The organism is Streptomyces sp. NPDC006529, from assembly GCF_040611795.1.
In the GTDB taxonomy this organism is placed as follows: domain Bacteria; phylum Actinomycetota; class Actinomycetes; order Streptomycetales; family Streptomycetaceae; genus Streptomyces.
The window spans coordinates 1-15,108 of sequence record NZ_JBEXPB010000061.1; the positions used below are offsets into that span (position 1 = coordinate 1).

14 protein-coding genes are annotated in these 15,108 nt (G+C 72.0%); 9 read left to right on the top strand and 5 right to left on the bottom strand.

What is annotated here, in order from left to right; genetic code table 11:
- Positions 1–266 precede the first annotated feature (266 nt).
- Positions 267–2,003, top strand: a complete 1,737-nt coding sequence (locus tag ABZY31_RS28360) for a hypothetical protein (RefSeq protein ID WP_356415771.1) — start codon at positions 267–269, stop codon at positions 2,001–2,003.
- A 162-nt stretch (positions 2,004–2,165) separates the two neighbouring features.
- Here the strand turns inward: ABZY31_RS28360 and ABZY31_RS28365 are convergent, their stop codons facing one another.
- Complete coding sequence (locus tag ABZY31_RS28365) at positions 2,166–2,369, bottom strand: cold-shock protein (RefSeq protein WP_112451444.1); 204 nt, start codon at positions 2,367–2,369, stop codon at positions 2,166–2,168.
- 237 nt (positions 2,370–2,606) lie between these two features.
- On the opposite strand from ABZY31_RS28365, the gene ABZY31_RS28370 reads away from it, so the two are divergent.
- Positions 2,607–3,455: a menaquinone biosynthesis protein gene (locus ABZY31_RS28370; protein ID WP_356415773.1), complete on the top strand. Its 849-nt coding sequence runs from the start codon at positions 2,607–2,609 to the stop codon at positions 3,453–3,455.
- 46 nt (positions 3,456–3,501) lie between these two features.
- On the opposite strand, the gene ABZY31_RS28375 is transcribed toward ABZY31_RS28370, so the two are convergent.
- A complete protein-coding gene (locus ABZY31_RS28375) occupies positions 3,502–4,557 on the bottom strand; it encodes an alpha/beta hydrolase-fold protein (RefSeq protein WP_356415776.1) in 1,056 nt (351 codons plus the stop codon).
- 100 nt (positions 4,558–4,657) lie between these two features.
- Here ABZY31_RS28375 and ABZY31_RS28380 point away from each other — a divergent pair, with 100 nt between their 5' ends.
- The 5 genes from ABZY31_RS28380 (at position 4,658) to ABZY31_RS28400 (ending at position 10,185) form a co-directional block, all read left to right on the top strand.
- Positions 4,658–6,466, top strand: coding sequence for a serine/threonine-protein kinase (locus tag ABZY31_RS28380; protein WP_356415779.1), 1,809 nt, complete (start codon positions 4,658–4,660; stop codon positions 6,464–6,466).
- 120 nt (positions 6,467–6,586) lie between these two features.
- A complete protein-coding gene (mqnC, locus tag ABZY31_RS28385; RefSeq protein ID WP_356415782.1) occupies positions 6,587–7,786 on the top strand; it encodes a cyclic dehypoxanthinyl futalosine synthase in 1,200 nt (399 codons plus the stop codon).
- Between the two features lie 13 nt (positions 7,787–7,799).
- Positions 7,800–8,450: a hypothetical protein gene (locus ABZY31_RS28390; RefSeq protein WP_356415785.1), complete on the top strand. Its 651-nt coding sequence runs from the start codon at positions 7,800–7,802 to the stop codon at positions 8,448–8,450.
- 116 nt (positions 8,451–8,566) lie between these two features.
- The gene (locus tag ABZY31_RS28395) at positions 8,567–9,259 is read left to right on the top strand and encodes a demethylmenaquinone methyltransferase (RefSeq protein ID WP_356415788.1); all 693 of its coding nucleotides are present in this window, start codon (positions 8,567–8,569) and stop codon (positions 9,257–9,259) included.
- A gap of 14 nt (positions 9,260–9,273) precedes the next feature.
- Entirely contained in the window at positions 9,274–10,185 is a 912-nt protein-coding gene (locus ABZY31_RS28400; protein ID WP_356415790.1) for a glutaminase, read from the top strand.
- A gap of 30 nt (positions 10,186–10,215) precedes the next feature.
- On the opposite strand, the gene ABZY31_RS28405 is transcribed toward ABZY31_RS28400, so the two are convergent.
- Entirely contained in the window at positions 10,216–10,743 is a 528-nt protein-coding gene (locus ABZY31_RS28405) for a GNAT family N-acetyltransferase (protein ID WP_356415793.1), read from the bottom strand.
- Positions 10,744–10,842: 99 nt separating this feature from the next.
- Here ABZY31_RS28405 and ABZY31_RS28410 point away from each other — a divergent pair, with 99 nt between their 5' ends.
- Positions 10,843–12,126 (top strand): geranylgeranyl reductase family protein, encoded by a 1,284-nt coding sequence (locus tag ABZY31_RS28410; RefSeq protein WP_356415796.1) that lies wholly within the window; start codon positions 10,843–10,845, stop codon positions 12,124–12,126.
- Positions 12,127–12,440: 314 nt separating this feature from the next.
- Here ABZY31_RS28410 and ABZY31_RS28415 read toward each other — a convergent pair whose 3' ends face one another.
- Together ABZY31_RS28415 and ABZY31_RS28420 are read right to left on the bottom strand one after the other, a co-directional pair.
- Positions 12,441–12,824: a hypothetical protein gene (locus tag ABZY31_RS28415; protein ID WP_356415799.1), complete on the bottom strand. Its 384-nt coding sequence runs from the start codon at positions 12,822–12,824 to the stop codon at positions 12,441–12,443.
- Between the two features lie 327 nt (positions 12,825–13,151).
- Positions 13,152–14,006, bottom strand: a complete 855-nt coding sequence (locus ABZY31_RS28420) for a C40 family peptidase (RefSeq protein WP_356415802.1) — start codon at positions 14,004–14,006, stop codon at positions 13,152–13,154.
- 736 nt (positions 14,007–14,742) lie between these two features.
- Between ABZY31_RS28420 and ABZY31_RS28425 the strand changes: the two genes are divergently transcribed.
- The gene (locus tag ABZY31_RS28425) at positions 14,743–15,102 is read left to right on the top strand and encodes an NADH-quinone oxidoreductase subunit A (RefSeq protein WP_283452259.1); all 360 of its coding nucleotides are present in this window, start codon (positions 14,743–14,745) and stop codon (positions 15,100–15,102) included.
- The last annotated feature ends 6 nt before the right edge of the window (positions 15,103–15,108 follow it).

Here is a 15,108-nt window from a genome sequence, read left to right on the forward strand (position 1 = left end):
GGCACGGGAAGACAGTTGAACTGACGGGCAGCCCCCGGAACCACCCCGACCCCGAAGCTCGAAACCCACCCCCCCCTCGCGGCGAAGCCGCGACCCGGCGCAGCCGGGGATCCGCACCCGAAGGGTGAAGGTGAGGCGAATGCTCTGTCACATGTTGGTGGGGGGACGGTGAGTCGTTCTCGAATACCTGATAGACAGTGAATATTCATGGCTCGTCCGGCCGCGCACTCACATGTCCACGGCTGCCTTGGGGGGATTGCCGCACTGTGAAGCCTCTTCACCGTCACCTTGTCAGCACATCGCGCAAAGTCCTGTGCACCGCCGCACTCGCGGCGAGTCTGACCACGGCGGCGGTCGTCACCACCGCCCCGACGGCCGATGCCGGTGAGGCCGAGCCGGGGCCCGACAGCCCGCAGGCCAACGACCGCGGCAACGCGCGCCTCGACCTCCCGGACCTGGTCGCCGACCCGCCGCCCGCGCCCGGCTCCGGAGCCCCCGAGGGCGCCAGCGGCATCCCCGCCACCGCCCTCGACGCCTACCGCCGGGCCGAGATATCGGTCGGCGTCGCGCTGCCGCACTGCAAGCTGCCCTGGCAGCTGCTCGCGGGCATCGGCAGGATCGAGTCCGTCCACGCCTCCGGCTACGGCCTCAAGGCGGACGGCTCCACGGAGAAGCCGATCCGCGGCCCCCGCCTGGACGGCAACGGCTTCGCCTCCATCAAGGACACCGACAAGGGCGCCTGGGACGGGGACACGGAGTACGACCGGGCCGTCGGCCCGCTCCAGTTCATCCCCTCCACCTGGCAGACGTGGGGCGCCGACGGCAACGGCGACGGCAACCGCGACCCCAACAACCTCTACGACGCGGCGCTCGGCGCGGGTCTCTACCTCTGCGCGGGCGACCGCGACCTGTCCGACCCGGCGTCCCTGGACAAGGCGATCCTGAGCTACAACAGCTCCCGCGAGTACGTGAATTCCGTACTCGGCTGGATGCGCCAGTACCAGGCCGGAGCCACGGACGTACCGAACCCGCCGGTGGGCAACTACCCGACGCCGCCGCCCGGCTCGCTGCCCACCCCGCCGCCCGCGCCGGTGACCCCGACGAAGCCGCCGACCGTCCCGCCGACGGCTCCGCCCGCCAAGCCGCCGACCAAGCCCACCGAGCCGCCGAAGTCGCCCGCGACGGTGTCCGGGCTGACGGTGCTCGGCGAGCCGAAGATCACCGCCGAGGCGGGCACGGTCTTCGCCGCCGCCCCGAAGGTCAAGGCGGTCCTGAGCGACGGCAAGCCCGCCGTGGGCGAGACGGTGACCTTCGAGGTCGGGACCGACAGCTCCGGCACGGTCTTCGAGGGCGACGGCAAGGTGTCCGCCGTGGTCAAGACGGACAAGGACGGCATCGCGACCGCCCCGGCCCTGAAGGCGGGCGACAAGGCGGGCGAGAAGCCGGGTGCCTTCACCCTGCGCGCCACGCTCTACAGCCAGGGCAAGGGCAGTGCCACCGGCAGCCGGTCGTTCACGGTGTCGTTCGACGGCACGGTCACCCCCGGGGCCAAGCCCGCCCCCGTCGTGGACGCCCTCGCCCGTACCGGGACGAAGCCGCTCACCGCGGTCCAGGGCTCCAGCTTCGTGGGCGTCGAGGTGAAGGCCACCGCCAAGGGCGCGGCCATCGCCGGGACGAAGATCACGGCCGCCCTGGTCGAGAAGGACGCGAAGGGCGCCTGGGTCCCCGTGGACCCGGCCGCGCGGACCCCCTTCTTCAAGGGCGAGGGCGGCAAGGAGCTGCACACGGTGGCGCTGGCGCCGACCGACGCCGACGGCCTGGTCGTCCTGCCGGACCTCTTCACCGCCTCGGCCCCGGGCGCGGCCGCCACCCCCGCCGAGCCGGGCACGTACCACCTGCGCCTGGTCACCGAGAACGGCGTGGAGCTGATCCTGGACCTGACCGTCACCGCGCCTCCGGCGACCCCGACGACCCCGACGACCCCGGCGGTCCCGAAGGCTTGAGCGGCGGCACGGCGGAGGGGCGGGACCCACCGGGTCCCGCCCCTCCGCCGTGCCCGTCCGCCGGGGCGGAAAGGCAGGAGCCCCGCCACCTCCGCTCGCACGGAGGAGGCAGGGCTCCTTGGGTACTGCATCTCCAACCCGCGATCGGGCTGGCCCAGGCGACTAGGCCGGGGTGACGTTCTCCGCCTGCGGGCCCTTCGGACCCTGCGTGACGTCGAAGTTCACGAGCTGGTTCTCCTCGAGGGAGCGGAAACCAGCCGCGTTGATCGCGGAGTAGTGGACGAAGACATCCGGGCCCCCGCCGTCCTGGGCGATGAAGCCGAAGCCCTTTTCAGCGTTGAACCACTTCACGGTTCCGGTAGCCATGAGCCCTCCTATGGGCCAAAGGGTCGCCCTGCTCCAGAACCTGCTAAGAAGTCTGAAAACTACAAAAGCCTGCGGGTTACATGCTCCGCAGGCCTCGTACTGCAAGGGAAACCAAACTGCAACTTGCGACGAGCCTAGCATGCAGACTGCGGGGTCGACCAGAGGGAAAGATCACGTCACCCGGACGTTTGAGACCCGTCCGAAGGCTGACGGCGGGAGGGGGGCTAGTCTCGCGATGTGGACGTCTATCGCAGCCGGCCCAGGGTCGGCCACATCCAGTTCCTGAACTGCCTGCCGCTGTACTGGGGGCTGGCCAGAACCGGCACGCTGCTCGACCTCGAGCTGACCAAGGACACCCCCGAGAAGCTCAGCGAGCGGCTGGTCCGGGGTGACCTCGACATCGCTCCGATCACCCTCGTGGAGTTCCTCCGCAACGCCGACCAGCTCGTCGCCTTCCCCGACCTCGCGGTCGGCTGCGACGGCCCCGTGATGTCCTGCGTGATCGTTTCCCAGGTGCCGCTGGAGCAGCTCGACGGGGCCCGGGTCGCGCTCGGGTCCACCTCCCGCACGTCCGTACGGCTGGCCCAGCTGCTGCTCGCCGAGCAGTACGGCGTCCAGCCCGACTACTACACCTGCCCGCCCGACCTCGGGGTGATGATGCAGGAGGCCGACGCCGCCGTGCTGATCGGCGACGCGGCCCTGCGGGCCTCCCTGCACGACGCGCCGCGGCTCGGTCTCACCGTGCATGACCTGGGGCTCATGTGGAAGGAGTGGACCGGCCTGCCGTTCGTCTTCGCCGTCTGGGCCGCGCGCAAGGATTACCTGGAGCGCGAGCCGGCCACGGTCCGGGAGGTCCACAAGGCGTTCCTCGCCTCCCGGGACCTCTCCCTGGAGGAGGTCACCAAGGTGGCCGAGCAGGCGGCCCGCTGGGAGGCCTTCGACGCCGAGCTGCTGGAGCGGTACTTCACCACGCTCGACTTCCGCTTCGGCCCGGATCAGCTGGCGGGCGTGCGCGAGTTCGCCCGCCGGACCGGGGCGACGACCGGCTTCGCGCAAGACGTGCCGGTGGAGCTGCTGACCCCCTGAGCCGGGCCTGGGCCGGGCCGCTGCGCGGCGGGGCCCGGCGGCCTCCTCAGGCCGTGGGGACCGGTGGCTGGAGATGGGCGCTGAGCCACTTCATGCTGCCCTCGCCCATGCCCCGGATGTAGGTCTTCGCGTTGTGCTCGCCACCCGCGATGACCTGCAAATGGGTCTTTACGGGACCCTTTCCGTAATTCCTGATGAATTTCTCCACATTGGGCTTTCCGCTTTCCTTGCTGCCGACCTGGAAGGCGAGATAGACGTCGGGCCCCTCCTTCTCCGCGAGTTCCGCGGCGAGGCGTTCCGGATTGTTCGCCTGGCGCTCCTCCTCGTATCCCTTCCACAGGGGGGAGTCGGGCACGATGTCCGGGCCGGAGGCGATGACCCCCTTGAATTGGTCCGGCTTCTGGAGCACCGCCTTCAGCGCGGCGAAGCCGCCGGAGGAGGAGCCCATGAAGGCCCAGCCGTCCCGGGAGTGGAAGGTCCGGAAGTTGGCCCGCACCAGGTCCGGCACGTCCTCCGTGAGCCAGGTGCCCATCTTGGGCTGCCCCGGGATGTCGCTGCCGTCGTAGAAGTGTGACTTATCCGGGTTGAGCACCGGCATCACCACGATGAAGGGCAGGCTCCGGCCGTCCTTCGACCAGGCGGCGATGCTGCTCTCCAGCCTGAGCCCGGCGGCCATCCAGTAGTTCTTCGGGAAACCCCGGCCGCCCGGCAGGGCGATCAGCACCGGGAAGCCGCTGTGCGCGTACTGGGATTCGAAGTACTGCTTCGGCGCCCACACCCAGACTTTGCCGGTGAATCCCGATTTCTGGCCCTCCAGGGTGGTCACGCCGATCGTCGTCCCGTCGTCGAGGGTGCTCTCCTCGTGGAACTCCGCCTCGGGGCCGGTCGGCAGCTGGGTCAGCCGCTCCGCCTCGGCCACCGGGTGGGGCGTGACGCTGCTGGTGGGGGCGCCCGTCGGGGCCGTGGCCGGGGCCTCGAAGCGGACCCGGCCGCCCTGGCCGGAGCAGCCCGCGAGCGTCAGGGCGAGGCAGGCGGTGAGGCAGGCGGTGAACAGGACGGATCCCCTGGCCGCCGCGTCCGCCGTGGTCGTGCGCGGTCTCATGCCGATCACCGTGCCACGGATCCGGTGCCTCCGCGGGCCGACAGGGCCTATCGTGCTGAGCCGTCAGGCATGCACGGGGGAGCAGAGGACGGGGGACGCGATGCAGCCGCTCGAAGCCGGCGAACCGCGCACGATCGGTGCGTACCGGCTCCTGGGCCGGCTCGGCGCGGGCGGGATGGGCCGGGTCTACCTCGGGCGCAGCGCGGGCGGCCGGACGGTCGCGGTCAAGGTCGTGCACCCGCACTTCGCCGCGGACGACGAGTTCCGGGCCCGGTTCCGGCGCGAGGTGGCCGCCGCCCGGCGGGTGGGCGGGGAGTGGACCGCCGAGGTGCTGGGCGCCGATCCGGACGCCGCGGTGCCGTGGGTGGCGACCGCGTACGTCGCCGGGCCCTCGCTCGACCGGGCGCTGGCCGCGCACGGGCCGCTGCCGGAGCGTTCCGTCCGGGCGATCGGCGTGGGGCTGGCCCGCGCCCTGGTGGCGGTGCACGCGCTGGGCCTCGTACACCGCGACGTGAAGCCGTCGAACGTGATGCTGACCCTGGACGGGCCGCGGCTGATCGACTTCGGGATCGCGCGGGCCACCGACGGCACCGCCTCGCTGACCTCCACCGGGGTGTCGGTGGGTTCGCCCGGTTACATGGCGCCCGAACAGATCCTCGGCAAGGGCGTCACCGGGGCGTCCGACGTCTTCTCGCTCGGCGCGGTCCTGGCCTTCGCCGCGACCCGCCGGCCCCCCTTCAGCGGGGACAACGCGGCCACCCTCCTCTACAAGGTGGTGCACGAGGAGCCCGAGCTCGGCGGGATCCCCGCCGGGGAGCTCCGCGAGCTGATCGGTGCCTGCCTGGTCAAGGTGCCGGGCGAGCGGCCCGCCCCGGAGGCGCTCGCCGCGGCGCTGGGCGGGGCGCCGGGCGGGCCGGGCTGGCTGCCCGGGCCGCTGGTGGAGGAGGTGAGCCGGGCCGCGTCCCGGCTGCTGGACCTGGACGCGGACCTGGACGCGGGCGGGGGAGCCGCCAGCTGGGGTCCGGGCACGGGGCCGGGTCCCGATGCCTCCGGGCCGGTTCCGTTCGAGGCGTCGTCGCCCTACGGGGCCGGTGTCCCGGGGGGTTTCGGGCCCGCCGACTCCTCGTACGGCGCCCGGCCGCTGCCCGCCGGACCCGTGGGCCCGTACGGCCCCCCGGCCCCGGCGCACCCGCCGGCTGGGACGGGCGCGGGCGGCGCGGCCGGTGACGCGGCCGGCGGCGCGCCCACGGGATCCGGATCGGGAGGGGACTCCGGACGGGGCCTCCGGTTCACCGCAGCCGGCCGCCGGATGAGCTGCACGCTGGTGCTGGCCCTGGGCGCGGTCGCGGTGGCGCTGGGCGGCGGCCTGTACGGGCTCGGGCTCTTCCCGGGGAGCGGCGGCACGCACGACGCCGCGAGCCCCGTCTCCTCGGTGCCGGGCGCGACCCCGGCGCCGTCCGCGTCCCGGTCCCCGTCCGGGTCGGGTTCCCCCTCCGGGTCCGGATCCCCCTCCGCCGACGGGTCCGCCGCGCCGACGCGGGGCGCGCGGGACGACGTACCCAAGGAGTTCATCGGCACCTGGAAGGGCCCGGTCACCACGAACCTCGGGCTCCCGACCCCGTTCGAGATCACGATCCGGGCCGGGAAGAAGGGGACGGTGGTCGCGCGCGACCACTCGGTCATGGACCTCCTCGGCACGTCCTACGACTGCAGCGGCGACTGGAAGCTCTCGGCCGCCACCGACCGCGCCCTCGTCCTGGACACCGCGGGCGGCCCCAACCCGCACCCCGGCGTCTGCGCCCCCGGCTCCGCCGACGAGCGCTTCGCCCTCACCGAAGGCGGCACCCTCCACTACCGCTCGGGCGACCGCGCCGCCGGAAACCCCGAGGGCGACCTCACGCGGCAGTAGCGGCAGTAGCGGCAGTGGCCGCGCGCCTGCGCGGCGGCCCCCCGCAACCGCACCCGGGCGCTGGCGTAGGCTGGATCGGTCCGGACAACCCTTGACACACCGCCGAAAGGTGACGCACCGGTGACCGACCAGGCCGCTCTCCAGTCTGTCCTCGACCGCGCCGCCGCGGGGGGCCGGATCACCCGGCAAGAGGCTCTCGACCTCTACCGCGACGCACCGCTGCACGCGCTCGGCCAGGCCGCCGACGCCGTGCGCCGCCGCCGCTACGCGGGTACCGAGCACATCGCGACGTACATCATCGAGCGCAACATCAACTACACCAACGTGTGCGTCACGGCGTGCAAGTTCTGTGCCTTCTACGCGGCCCCGAAGGACACCAAGAAGGGCTGGTCCCGGGACCTCGACGACATCCTGCGCCGCTGCGCGGAGACCGTCGAGCTGGGCGGCACGCAGATCATGTTCCAGGGCGGGCACCACCCCGACTACGGCGTCGAGTACTACGAGCACCACTTCGCCGCGATCAAGAAGGCCTTCCCGCAGCTGGTCATCCACTCCCTCGGCGCGTCCGAGGTCGAGCACATGGCCCGCATCTCGGGCGTCTCGGCGGAGGAGGCCATCACGCGCATCCACGCCGCCGGCCTCGACTCCTTCGCGGGCGCGGGCGCCGAACTCCTGCCGGAGCGGCCGCGCAAGGCGATCGCCCCGCTCAAGGAGTCCGGCGAGCGCTGGCTGGAGATCATGGAGATCGCCCACCGGCTGGGCGTGGAATCCACCTCCACGATGCTCATGGGCACCGGCGAGACCAACGCCGAGCGGATCGAGCACATCGCGATGATCCGGGACACGCAGGACCGTACGGGCGGCTTCCGCGCCTTCATCCCGTACACCTACCAGCCCGAGAACAACCACCTCAAGGGCCGGACGCAGGCCACGGTGTTCGAGTACCTGCGCATGATCGCGATCGCGCGGCTCTACCTCGACAACATCGCGCACATCCAGGGCTCCTGGCTGACCGTCGGCAAGGAGGCGGGCCAGCTGGCGCTGCACTACGGCGCCGACGACCTCGGTTCGATCATGCTGGAGGAGAACGTCGTCTCCTCGGCCGGTGCCAGGCACCGCTCCAACCGCATGGAGATCATCGACCTGATCCGCAAGGCGGGCCGCACCCCGGCACAGCGCGCGACGACCTACGAGCACCTGCTGGTCCACGACGACCCGGCGAACGACCCGGTCGACGACCGCGTGGTCTCGCACATCTCCTCGACGGCGATCGAGGGCGGCACGGCGCACCCCGAGCTGAAGCTCATCGCGACGAACTGAGCCCGGCGAACCGATGCTGACGCTGCACACCGCCGGCCTCCTGGTCACCGGGCCCGGATCCGCTCCGGTCCCGGACGGGGCGGTCCTGGTCGAGGGCGACCGGATCGCGGGCCTGGGCCCGTACGAGGTCCTCGCCGAGCGCCATCCGCTCGCCCGCGCGCGGCGCTGGCCCGGGGTGCTGACCCCGGGGCTGTCGGTGCGCGGCGCGGAGGCGCTGCTGGAGCGGACGTACTACCCCGACGATCCGTACGAGACCGCGGAGCTGGGCGCTGACCCGGTCACCGGGGCCGAGGCCCTGGACGCGCTCGGGCTGAGCGAGGTCCGGTGGGGCAACAGCGCCCGGCGCGCCACGCAGAAGCTGCTGTCGCGCGGGGTGGTCGCGCTGAGCGGCCGGCTGCGCGTCCCGGCCGTGCGCACCGCGGTCTCCCGCTCGGGGCTGGCCCTGCTGCCCGCGGCGCCGGACGCGGCTGACGCCGTCCCGTCACTGGACCCCTTCGCGGGGCGGGCGGCGGCCGCCGAGGCGTTCCACGGGTCGCTGGAGCGCGGCGGACCGGCCCGGTTCGCGGTCTTCGACGCGCCGGACCCGGACGCGCTCCTCGCGCTCGGCGCCACGACCTGTGTCGCCACGGTCATCGGCGGCCGGCTCCTGCACCGCCGCCGCTGAGCCCCCGCCGCCGCCACCGGGCGGGCCTGCGAGAATGTGCGGGCACCCCACCGCGCCGTGCCCGCCGCCCGCGCCCCGCGCAGCGGCACCGCACCCGATCCCTGCGAGGCCAACCAGTGACCCGCGCATCCCTGGACAAGCAGCCGCACGAAGTCGCCTCCATGTTCGACGGAGTGGCGGCCAACTACGACCTCACGAACGACGTCCTCTCCCTCGGCCAGGCCCGGCTGTGGCGCAAGGAGGTCGCCAAGGCGGTCGACGCGCGCCCCGCCCAGAAGGTGCTCGACCTGGCCGCCGGGACCGCGACATCCTCGCTGCCCTTCGCCGCGACCGGTGCCTACGTCGTCCCGTGCGACTTCTCCCTCGGCATGCTCCGCGAGGGCAAGAAGCGCAACCCGTGGCTGCCGCTGACCGCTGGCGACGCGACGAAGCTGCCGTTCAAGGACGGCGTCTTCGACACCGTGACGATCTCCTTCGGGCTGCGCAACGTGCAGGACACCGAGGGCGCCCTGCGCGAGCTGTACCGGGTGACCAAGCCCGGTGGGCAGGTCGTCATCTGCGAGTTCTCGCAGCCGACCTGGGCCCCCTTCCGCACGGTGTACACCGAGTACCTGATGCGCGCCCTGCCGCCGGTGGCCCGCGCGGTGTCCTCGAACCCGGACGCGTACGTGTACCTCGCCGAGTCCATCCGCGCGTGGCCCGACCAGGCGGCCCTCGCCGGGCTGCTGCAGAAGGCCGGCTGGGGCAAGGTCGCCTGGCGCAACCTCAGTGGCGGCATCGTGGCGCTGCACCGCGGCACCAAGGCGTAGGGGCCGGCCGCGCCGTGGATTACCCGGACCTGCTGGAGCGGATCGCGGCGGACATCGCCCCGCTCGTCGGGAGCGGGACGCCCGCCGAGTACATCCCGGCGCTGGCGTCCGTGGAGCCGCGGCAGTTCGGCATGGCGATCGCCGACCTCGAAGGGAACGTCCACGGGGTCGGCGATTGGCGGACGGCGTTCTCCGCGCAGTCCATCACCAAGGTGTTCGCGCTGGCCCTCGCCCTCGCGGAGGGCGGCGACAGCCTCTGGGAGCGGGTCGGCCGCGAGCCTTCCGGCAACCCCTTCAACTCGCTGGTGCAGCTGGAGTACGAGAACGGCATCCCGCGCAATCCGTTCATCAACGCGGGCGCCCTCGTCGTCACCGACCGGCTCCAGAGCCTCACCGGTGACGCGAGCAGCGAGCTGCTGCGGTTCCTCCGCGAGGAGAGCGGCAATCCGGACGTCGCGTTCGACGCGGAAGTCGCCGCCTCCGAGCAGGAGAACGGCGACCGCAACGCGGCGCTGGCCCACTTCATGGCCTCGTACGGCAACCTCGACAATCCGGTCCCCGCGCTCCTCGACCACTACTTCTGGCAGTGCTCGATCGAGCTGTCCTGCGGTGACCTGGCCCGCGCCGCCCGCTTCCTGGCCCGGCACGGGCTGCGGGCCGACGGCTCGCGGCTGCTGACCCGCAGCGAGGCCAAGCAGATCAACGCGGTGATGCTGACGTGCGGGACGTACGACGCGGCGGGCGAGTTCGCCTACCGCGTCGGCCTGCCCGGCAAGAGCGGTGTCGGGGGCGGCATCGTCGCCGTCGTCCCGGGCCTGTGCACGCTCGCCGTGTGGAGCCCGGGACTGGACGCCCAGGGCAACTCGGTGGCGGGCGTGGCGGCCCTGGACCGGTTCACGACGCTGACCGGCCTCTCCGTCTTCTGAGGGCTGCCGCCCCTGACGCCTGCCGTGTGCTTACGCCGCCGTACGGAAGTCCAGCGTGTACTTGCGTCCCGGATGGCCACTCGGAGAGGTGAACTCCTCGGCGAGTTCCATGCCGAGGCGTTCCGCCACCGCGAGGGAACGCACGTTGCGGGCGTCGATCATCGCCATGACCTGCGGCACGCCCGCCGCCCGGACCCGATCGACGGTCGCGAGCGCGGCGGCGTACGCGTAGCCCTTGCCCCAGTACGCGCGGCCGAGCCGCCAGCCGATCTCGATCTCGCCGAGGGGCGGCCCCCAGGGCTTGGGCCAGGGCTGGGCCCCGGTGAACCCCATCACGTCGCCGTCCCGGTCCACGAGGGTCCACAGGCAGAAGCCGTGGCGGGCGTCGTGCATCCGCTGGCGGGCGGTGAACTCCTCGTACACGGAGAGTTCGGCGGGGCCGCCCAGGAACTCCATGACGTCGGGGTGGCCGAACACCCGGTGCCAGGCGTGCGCGTCCTCGTCGGTGGGCACACGCAGCTGTACATCGGGGAGCGGCCGGGTCGGTGAGGCGGTCATCGTGGGGCAGCCCTTCGGATCGTGATCTCTCTGGCTGCTTAGACTGCACATGTCTCGTGCCGTTCGGCACCCCTAATCGAGCCTTCGGGAGATCCCGCAGTGACCGAGCCCCTCTCCGAACACTCCGCGGATGTGATCGTCGTCGGGGCCGGGCCCGCCGGCTCCACCACCGCGTACTACCTCGCCAAGGCCGGACTCGACGTCCTGCTCCTGGAGAAGACGGCGTTCCCGCGCGAGAAGGTCTGCGGTGACGGTCTGACCCCGCGGGCCACCAAGCAGCTCGTGGCGATGGGCGTCGACGTCTCCGAAGAGGCCGGCTGGCTCCGCAACAAGGGCCTGCGGATCATCGGCGGCGGGCAGCGGCTCCAGCTGGACTGGCCGGAGCTGGCCTCCTTCCCCGACTACGGACTCGTCCGCAAGCGCGACGACTTCGACGAGACCCTCGCCCGGCAGGCCCAGAAGGCCGGGGCCCGTCTCTACGAGCGCTGCAACGTCGGCGAGCCCGTCCGCGACCCGCGCACCGGGCACATCACGGGCGTGCACGCGAAACTGGGCGAGGAGAAGACCCCGGTCACCTTCAGCGCCCCCCTGGTCGTGGCGGCCGACGGCAACTCCTCGCGGCTCTCGCTGGCGATGGGCCTGCACCGGCGCGACGACCGCCCGATGGGCGTCGCCGTGCGCACGTACTTCACCTCCCCGCGCCACGACGACGACTACCTGGAGTCGTGGCTGGAACTGTGGGACCGGCGCGGCGGCCAGGAGCGGCTGCTGCCCGGCTACGGCTGGATCTTCGGCATGGGCGACGGCACGTCGAACGTCGGTCTCGGCATCCTCAACTCCTCCTCCGCCTTCAAGGAGCTGGACTGGCGCGAGGTGCTGAAGGCGTGGTGCGCCTCCATGCCCGCCGACTGGGGCTACACCCCTGAGAACATGACGCAGCCGATCCGCGGCGCGGCCCTGCCGATGGCCTTCAACCGGCAGCCGCACTACACCAAGGGCCTGCTGCTGGTGGGCGACGCGGGCGGGCTGGTCAACCCGTTCAACGGCGAGGGCATCGCCTACGCGATGGAGTCGGGCCAGATCGCGGCCGAGGTCATCGTCCAGGCCCACGCCCGCGCCACCCCGGCGCAGCGCGAACTGGCGCTGCACAGCTACCCGAAGGTCCTCAAGGAGACCTACGGCGGCTACTACACGCTGGGCCGCGCCTTCGTGAAGCTGATCGGCAACCCGAAGGTCATGAAGATCGCCGCCCAGCGCGGTCTGACGCACCCGGTGCTGATGCGCTTCACCCTGAAGATGCTGGCGAACCTCACCGACCCCCAGGGCGGCGACGCGATGGACCGCATCATCAACGGCCTGAGCAAGGTGGCCCCGAAGGCCTGACCACCCAGGACCGGGCCGCTCACCGGACAACCGAGCGGCCCGGCCGCTGGCCCTTGCTCCTGGCCCTGGCCGTGAGGCGCTTGCTCACCACTCCTGTTCCGCCTGCCGCCGCGCGGCGGCACGTGGTCCGGCGCGACCAGGGGCGGCGGTCGGTCCGGCGACGCTGCACCGCCGCTTCCGGGCACAACTGGGCACGACGCCGCTGGCCCGGCTGACGGGGGAACGGCTCGCGCGCGGGACCGGCATCACGCCCGTCGGCCTACGAAAGCCGGTTCGGTCCGGAGGCGAACGGACGGCGGGCTTCAACGGCCGGGTCAGGCCGGGGGCTCGGGCGGGGTGGGGAGGGGGAAAGAGGGGGAATGGGTGTTCTGGGCGGGTACGTTGCCCCAGGGGCCCGCGTCGGGGGCGTGGACGCCGACGCCGTGGACGGAGTGCACGCCGCGGCGCAGCAGGACGAGGCCGCACAGCAGGACGACCAGGGCCGAACCCCAGTACAGGGCCAGGACGGCGGGGCCGTCGGGGCGGGTCCAGGGGCGCGTGGTGGTCAGCAGCCAGCCGCCGAGGGCGAGCAGGCCGAGGCCGACGGCGGCCGCGACGGCCGTCGGGTCGTCAGGGGCCGGGGCGTGGCGGGTCGTGTCGCCGCCCGCGCCGTCGGGTCCGTCGTGGTTGCTGCGGTGCGCGTCGTGGTGCGTGCTCAATCCGGCCACCTCCTGCCCCAGATGGTAGGGCTCCGGGGCGCGCGTCGGAGCCCCCGGGGCGCGTGAGGTTCCGTACGCCGGGGGCGCGCGCGGCAGCGAGAGGCGCCCGAGGGGCCTTGAAGGCCGTCACGGCGGCGGCAGGGTGCGCGAGGGGCCCCCGGGCCCCCGTGGGGCCCAGCAGGCGGTGAGACGGGTCGTCAGCCGGGCACCGGTGCCGCACGGAAGCCGGTACTCGCCCCCCGAGCGGGGGAGTACCGGCTTCCGGCGGTCCCGGTGCCGACCTCGATGCCGGCGGTGGCGCTGGTCCTGCGGTCCGATCCGGTCGGATCAGAGAATGCGGACGGCGCCGGTCGGCGGGTCGTAGCTCAGCGAGCGCTCGACGATGCCCGTGCCGGAGTTCTGCGCGCCGATGAACTTGCCGCCGCCGCTGTAGATGGCGACGTGGTAGGCGCTGCCGCGGCTGCCCCAGTACAGGACGTCGCCCGGCTGGAGGTTGCTCAGCGAGACGGACGTGCCCTCGGAGGACTGGTCCTGCGACATGCGCGGCAGGGAGATGCCGGCCTGGCGGTAGGCGGCCTGCACGAGACCGGAGCAGTCGAACGAGGACGGGCCGGTGCCGCCCATGACGTACGCCTTGCCGACCTGGTTGCGGGCGAAGTTGATGATGGCCGAGGCGGAACCGGTCGCCGGGGCGCGGACGCCCGAGTCGTCGGAGTCCGCCGAGGAGCCGGAGGAGGAGGACGAGCCGGAGGCGCTCGCGAGCTGCGTGCGGGCGGAGCTGCGGTTGGCGCGCTCGGCCTCGGCCTTGCGGTTGGCCTCGTCCGTGGCCTTCTTCTCCGCGTCGGCCTTCGCCTGTGCGTCGGCCTTGGCGAGCTTGGCCTCGGCGGCGGCGCCGGTGCGGGCCGTCTCCTCCTGGGCGGTCAGTTCGCCCACGAGAGCCTGGGCACGGGTGTTGTCCGCGGCCTTGATGACGGCGGAGGACACCTCGGAACCGAGGTCCAGGTTCAGGACCGGCATCTCGAGGGTGGTCTCGGTGGCGGGTTCGGCGGCGGGGGACGCGCTCGCCGTGCCGGCCATCGCCAGCGTGCTGAGAACGCCACCGGCAACTCCGGCGCGGACCGCGAGCTTCGAAGCGCTGCGGCGGGGCTTCCGGTGGCTGGGTATGTGAGCGGTGTGGGACATAGGGACAACCGGTATCAGGGGGTTGTGGTTCGCATCAAGAAAGGTGGTCTGCGCCACAGTTGCTCCGGAAGAGGTTTAACCGGGCGCGCCACGGGCCTTATTGACGCCGTAACGGGCGAACCGGACACTCGGCCGCAAGCCTGTGATCATGGGCTTTCGCCAATAAGTCCGAATTGATCACGTGGCTACCATCGACCCGCACAGATGGCCAAGCCCCCTTTCCCGGCGGGGAGTGCGGGTGTGGCGCAGGTCACAGAACCGTCACGTCGTGCGGACGTCGTGACCCGCCCGTGATGCGCGCACGGAGTTCGTGAACGGATGCACGCGTCCACCGCCGTCCCCGGAGGGTCCCCCGGCGGGGTTACGCGGCTTTCCTTTATCACCCCGCCCTGCCTCCTCGCCAATTTGCGTGCAGCGGGCACCGTTGATAGAGCAACACCCCTTCCACCTGCGGCGACAGGCCCAGATGTCACCTTTGGTGATCATGTGGATGCTTCGCGTATGAAGATCACCACTCAGTGGGCTTCATGATCGTTCGCCTGGTGGTGGAGATCACAAACTCGTTGTTGTTACCCGTGTCGCAGATCACAGACCACCGGGCATAAGATGCGCACCAGTCCGGCTTGTGAACTGCCTCACATGCATGCGCTCGCTCCACGGCGTGATCTTCGCGAGGCGGGACAGTGCGCCGGTGCGGCGGTCCAACGGTCAAGGACGACTGGAAGGAGCGAGGAGCGTGAATGCGTACGCACCCATCCTCGTGCTCGGCGCCCTCGGCGCAGGGTTTGCGATCTTCTCCGTGGTCATGGCCACGCTGATCGGCCCAAAACGGTACAACCGGGCAAAGCTCGACGCCTACGAATGCGGGATCGAACCCACCCCGGTCCCGGCCGGCGGTGGTCGCTTCCCGATCAAGTACTACCTGACGGCGATGCTCTTCATCGTCTTCGACATCGAGGTTGTCTTCCTCTACCCCTGGGCCGTCACCTTCGACTCCCTGGGGATCTTCGGGCTCGTCGAGATGCTGCTCTTCGTGCTCACCGTCTTCGTCGCCTACGCGTACGTATGGCGGCGGGGCGGCCTGGAATGGGACTGAGGGGCT

What these genes read in the sequence shown, in the direction of transcription:
- ABZY31_RS28365 (WP_112451444.1), bottom strand. Translation starts at nt 2,369, where the DNA reads ATGGCTACCGGAACCGTGAAGTGGTTCAACGCTGAAAAGGGCTTCGGC.
- ABZY31_RS28375 (WP_356415776.1), bottom strand. Translation starts at nt 4,557, where the DNA reads ATGAGACCGCGCACGACCACGGCGGACGCGGCGGCCAGGGGATCCGTC.
- ABZY31_RS28380 (WP_356415779.1), top strand. Translation starts at nt 4,658, where the DNA reads ATGCAGCCGCTCGAAGCCGGCGAACCGCGCACGATCGGTGCGTACCGG.
- ABZY31_RS28390 (WP_356415785.1), top strand. Translation starts at nt 7,800, where the DNA reads ATGCTGACGCTGCACACCGCCGGCCTCCTGGTCACCGGGCCCGGATCC.
- ABZY31_RS28405 (WP_356415793.1), bottom strand. Translation starts at nt 10,743, where the DNA reads ATGACCGCCTCACCGACCCGGCCGCTCCCCGATGTACAGCTGCGTGTG.
- ABZY31_RS28420 (WP_356415802.1), bottom strand. Translation starts at nt 14,006, where the DNA reads ATGTCCCACACCGCTCACATACCCAGCCACCGGAAGCCCCGCCGCAGC.